This window comes from Kitasatospora sp. NPDC127060 (assembly GCF_042724935.1).
Lineage (GTDB): Bacteria > Actinomycetota > Actinomycetes > Streptomycetales > Streptomycetaceae > Kitasatospora.
This window is the reverse complement of sequence record NZ_JBHXEG010000173.1, coordinates 1-4,426: the sequence shown is the minus strand read 5'-3', so window position 1 is coordinate 4,426 and position 4,426 is coordinate 1. Positions and strand designations below refer to the sequence as shown.

Annotated in this window: 4 protein-coding genes and 1 pseudogene; 4 read left to right on the top strand and 1 reads right to left on the bottom strand. The window is 75.9% G+C overall.

Annotated features, from left to right (window positions below; translation table 11 throughout):
* Window positions 1-145 precede the first annotated feature (145 nt).
* The gene (locus tag ACFWIS_RS40430) at window positions 146-943 is read left to right on the top strand and encodes a VOC family protein (RefSeq protein ID WP_380463982.1); all 798 of its coding nucleotides are present in this window, start codon (window positions 146-148) and stop codon (window positions 941-943) included.
* Window positions 943-1,440 carry a DinB family protein gene (locus ACFWIS_RS40425; RefSeq protein ID WP_380463984.1) on the top strand — a complete coding sequence of 166 codons (498 nt, stop codon included), beginning with the start codon at window positions 943-945 and terminating at the stop codon, window positions 1,438-1,440. The genes ACFWIS_RS40430 and ACFWIS_RS40425 overlap by 1 nt, the downstream gene beginning before the upstream one ends.
* A gap of 111 nt (window positions 1,441-1,551) precedes the next feature.
* On the opposite strand, the gene ACFWIS_RS40420 is transcribed toward ACFWIS_RS40425, so the two are convergent.
* The gene (locus ACFWIS_RS40420; RefSeq protein ID WP_380463986.1) at window positions 1,552-2,337 is read right to left on the bottom strand and encodes an ArsR/SmtB family transcription factor; all 786 of its coding nucleotides are present in this window, start codon (window positions 2,335-2,337) and stop codon (window positions 1,552-1,554) included.
* Window positions 2,338-2,401: 64 nt separating this feature from the next.
* On the opposite strand from ACFWIS_RS40420, the gene ACFWIS_RS40415 reads away from it, so the two are divergent.
* Both ACFWIS_RS40415 and ACFWIS_RS40410 read left to right on the top strand, forming a co-directional pair.
* The gene (locus tag ACFWIS_RS40415; RefSeq protein ID WP_380463988.1) at window positions 2,402-3,772 is read left to right on the top strand and encodes a hypothetical protein; all 1,371 of its coding nucleotides are present in this window, start codon (window positions 2,402-2,404) and stop codon (window positions 3,770-3,772) included.
* A 14-nt stretch (window positions 3,773-3,786) separates the two neighbouring features.
* Window positions 3,787-4,332 (top strand): annotated as a pseudogene (locus ACFWIS_RS40410) (isocitrate lyase/phosphoenolpyruvate mutase family protein); the annotation flags it as partial.
* Window positions 4,333-4,426 lie beyond the last annotated feature (94 nt).

Here is a 4,426-nt window from a genome sequence, read left to right as displayed (position 1 = left end):
CTCCATAAATCGTCGGCTGGGTCTGATGTGTATAAGAGACTGGTTCAGCCCGCGCGGGTGCGCCGGGTCGTGGTTAGGCTGGCGAGTCGGGGGCCGCGCGTGCCGTCCGGTGCGCGCCCGCACCGCCGGACACGAGGGCTGAGAGATGGCTGCGCTACCTGAGGGCACACCCTGCTGGGCCGACGCGATGTTCACCGACCTGGAGGGCGCCAAGGACTTCTACGGCGACGTCCTCGGCTGGACCTTCGGCGAGAGCTCGTCGGAGTTCGGCAACTACACCCAGGCGTACTCGGACGGCAAGGCGGTGGCCGCGATCGTGCCGCCGATGCCGGGGGTCGAGGCGCAGTCCGCCTGGTGCCTCTACCTGGCCTCGCCGGACGCCGCCGCGACCGCCGAGCGGATCCGGACCAACGGCGGCGAGGTGGTGATGGGCCCGATGCGGGTCGGCGACTTCGGCACCATGGTGATCGCCAAGGACCCGGCCGGGGTGGCGTTCGGCGTCTGGCAGGCCGGGATCCACGAGGGCTTCGAGAAGCAGAGCGCGCCCGGCGCGTACAGCTGGGCCGAGATCATCACCCGCGAGCCCGGGAAGGCCGACGCCTTCTTCCCGGCGGTCTTCCCGTACGGGGTGCGGAAGATGGACTCCGAGCAGTTCGACTACCGGATGTTCCTGGTCGGCGGCGAGCCGGTACTGGGCCGGATGGGCGCGGAGGGCGACTTCCTGCCTCCGCAGGCGCCCTCGTACGTGAGCGTCTACTTCGCGGTGGACGACACCGACGCCGCGATCGGGCGGCTGACGGCGCGCGGCGGCACGGTGTACTTCGGGCCGATGGACAGCCCGTTCGGGCGGTTCGCGGCGGTCGGCGACCAGCAGGGCGCGGCCTTCGGGCTGATCGACCTGGGCCGGACGGTGGGCGGGCGGCCGCCGACGGTGGACGTCTGATGGGCGAGCGCGAGGAGCTCGTCGAAACCCTGGACAAGCACCGCGGCCTGCTGCGCCGCACCGTCCGGGACCTCGGCGACGAGCAGGCGGCCCGGCGCACCACGGTCAGCGAGCTGTGTCTGGGCGGGCTGATCAAGCACGTCGCGGCGGTCGAGGCGCGCTGGGCGCGGTTCATCACCGGTGGCGCGGAGGCGATGCGCGGCGGGGACGACGGGGACGGCGGGGACTGGGCGGCCCAGTTCCGGATGGCCGACGGCGAGACCCTGGCCGGGCTGCTCGCCGGGTACGAGGCGGTGGCGCGCGGCACCGACGAGCTGGTCCGGAGCCTGCCCGACCTCGACCTCGCCCACCCGCTGCCGACGGCGCCCTGGTTCGAGCCGGGGGCGAGCTGGTCGGCCCGGCGGGTGCTGCTGCACCTGATCGCGGAGACCGCGCAGCACGCCGGGCACGCGGACATCATCCGGGAGGCGCTGGACGGGGCGAAGTCGATGGGGTGAGCGTGCGCGGCGAGCACCCGAGGCGCCGAGGACGTCCCTGCGCTGAGGACGCCCCTGCGCTGAGGACGCCCCTGCGCTCAGGATGCTCCGGTGCTCAGGACGCTCCCGCGCTCAGGACACCTCGACGCCGAGCAGCTCGCGCAGGGCCCGGCCGCCGTCCGGGGTGACCCGCAGGGCCCGGCCGGAACCGATCCGCTCCACCCAGGCGCGGTCCAGCGCGGCCCGGCAGAGCGCGGCGCCCAGCGCGCCGCCGAGGTGGCTTCGGCGTTCCGTCCAGTCCAGGCAGCTGCGCACCACCGGGCGCCCGCCCGGGTGGCCGGAGCGCGGCGGCAGCTCGATGGCCTGGGCGGCCAGCCAGGCGTGGCCGCGGTCGGTGACGGCGAGCCCGGCCCGGTCGGTGACCAGGCCGCGGTCGAGCAGGGCGTCGGCGACGGCCACGCCGAGACGGCCGGCCAGGTGGTCGTAGCACGTGCGGGCGCGGGCCTCGGCGCTCAGCCGGGTGGCCTCGCGGAGGTTGCGGGGGGCCGGCCCACCGGTTCCACCGGCGGGCTCGACCACGGATCCGCCTGCCGACCCGCCCGCCGGTCCGCCCGTGGCCTCGGCGAACACCGTGAGGTCCTCGATCAGGGTCGCGACCGCCGGGGACGCCAGCCGGACGTACCGGTGCCGCCCCTGCCGTTCCTCGGTCAGCAGTCCGCCCGCGATCAGCCGGGACAGGTGTTCGCTGGCCGTCGACGGCGCGACGCCCGCCGACCGGGCCAGCTCGCCCGCCGTCCAGGCGCGGCCGTCCAGCAGCACGGAGCAGAAGGCGGCGCGGGTGGGGTCGGCGAGCAGCGCGGCGAGGGCGGCGAGCCGCGAGCCCCGGTGATCGACTGGTGTGCGTTCGTGGTCGGGCATGCCCCCATGGTCGCCCCGACACGTTTCGGCCGGGGCCGAAACGACCGGGGTCCACGATGGCGGCATGAGCGATCCGACGCCCCGAGAACTGACCTTTTCCCGCTACCAGGACGTGACCGCGGCCCTGGCCGACCCGGCCCTCGTCCCCCCGCCGGCGTCGCCCGGCCCGTACGGCACGGTGGCCTGGCTGCGGGCCGGCGTCGCCCGGTTCAGCGCGGGCGAGCCGCACGCCCGGCGGCGGGCGCTGGTGCAGGCCGACCTGGACCGGCTGGACCTGGTCAAGCTGCGGATCCTGGCCGCCGGCGGCTTCGAACCGGACGTCCGACTGCGGGTGGTGCGGGTGCTGGCGACGATGCTCGGGCTGGCCGATCCGGAGGCCGTCGCGCGGGACGTGAAGCTGGTGGCCCGGGCGTACTTCGAGCCGGCCCCGGACGATCCGGAGGCGGACGCGGCGGTGGCCCGACTGCTGCCCGCGATGGGCGCCGAGGGCGAGGAGAGCGACGAGGACGACGAGGGCGACGAGACGGCGGCGAACCGGATCGGCCTGCTGGTGCAGGCCTGCGACGCCACCGCCACCCTGGTCGAGCACGCCCGGCGCAGCGGCGGGCCGGCCGCCGCGCTGCGGGACGATCCGCCGGTCCGGGCGATGCGCCGGGTCGCGGCCCGGGCGACGGTGGTCGGCGGGGTCACGGTGCCCGCCGGGGCGCGGGTGCTGCTCGACCTGGACGCCGCCCGGGCCGGGGACGCGGACGGGGAGCGCGAGCCGCTGGCCTTCGGCGCCCCGCCCCGGCGCTGCCCGGGCCGCGCGCAGGCGATGGTGATCGCCGAGGGCATCCTGTACGGCTCCTCCGACCCGTCGGACACCTCCGAGCCGCCCGCCGAGGACCACCTCGACCAGGCCGGACTCGCCGCGCTGGTGCCGGCGGCGGTCGCGGACGTGCTCGCCCTGGCGGACACCTGGACGGGCTGGGACGGGCGACCGGTGGTCAACGCCGACGACCGGACCTACACCCCGCACAAGGTGGTGCGCCGGATCACCGACCACCTCCTGGACCACCTGGCCGAGGTGGAGGCCCGGCTGGCCGGCGAACCGGCCGCCGCCGACCACTGGCACGCCTCCAACGTCACCACCCCGGCCGACCTGGCACCGTTCACCGCCGCCGACCTGGACGAGGCTCGCAGCCGGCTGACCCGGCTCGGGCGGATCTGGGCCCAGCGGGTCGCGGCGCTGCCGGAGCGGCAGTTGGACGACTCGCCGGGGGAGGGCTGGAGCTTCCGGCAGATCGTCTGCCACGTCGCCGGGACCGCCGCCTACTACGCGGACTCGGTGGGCTCCGTCCCGGGCGCCGTCACGGGTCCCACTGCGGGCGCCGTCACGGGTCCCACTGCGGGCGGCACCAGCGGCGCCGTCACGAGCGAGGAGCAGTCGCGATGACCACCACCCCCGCCCCGACGACCGCGTTCGCCGCCCTGCACCACCGCCCCGGCCGTCCGCTGCTGCTCCCGAACGCCTGGGACCACGCCTCGGCCGCCGCCCTCGCCGCGGCCGGCCACCCGGCGATCGGTACCACCAGCCTGGGCGTGGCGGCCGCCGCCGGGTTGCCCGACGGAGCCGCCGCCACCCGGGCGGAGACCGTACGGCTGGCCCGCCGGCTGGGCCGGGACGGCTTCCTGCTGAGCGTCGACGTGGAGTCCGGGTTCAGCGACGATCCGGCCGAAGTGGCTGCGCTGGCCGTCGAGTTGGCGCAGGCCGGGGCGGTCGGCATCAACCTGGAGGACGGCCGGCCGGACGGCACCCTGGCGCCGTCCGGGTTGCACGCGGCGAAGGTCGCGGCGGTGAAGGCGGCCGTGCCGGAGCTGTTCGTCAACGCCCGTACCGACACCTACTGGTGCGGGTGTCAGGACCCCGAGCCGGAGACCGAGCGGAGACTGACGGTCTATCAGGAGGCTGGGGCGGACGGGGTGTTCGTGCCGGGGCTGAGCGAGTCGGCGGGGGGGGGGCGGGGGGGGCGGGGGGCCGCCGCCCCCCCCCCCCCCACAACCAGAGGAGAGTAAAAAAACACAAAACACCCACACCCAACAACAAGAG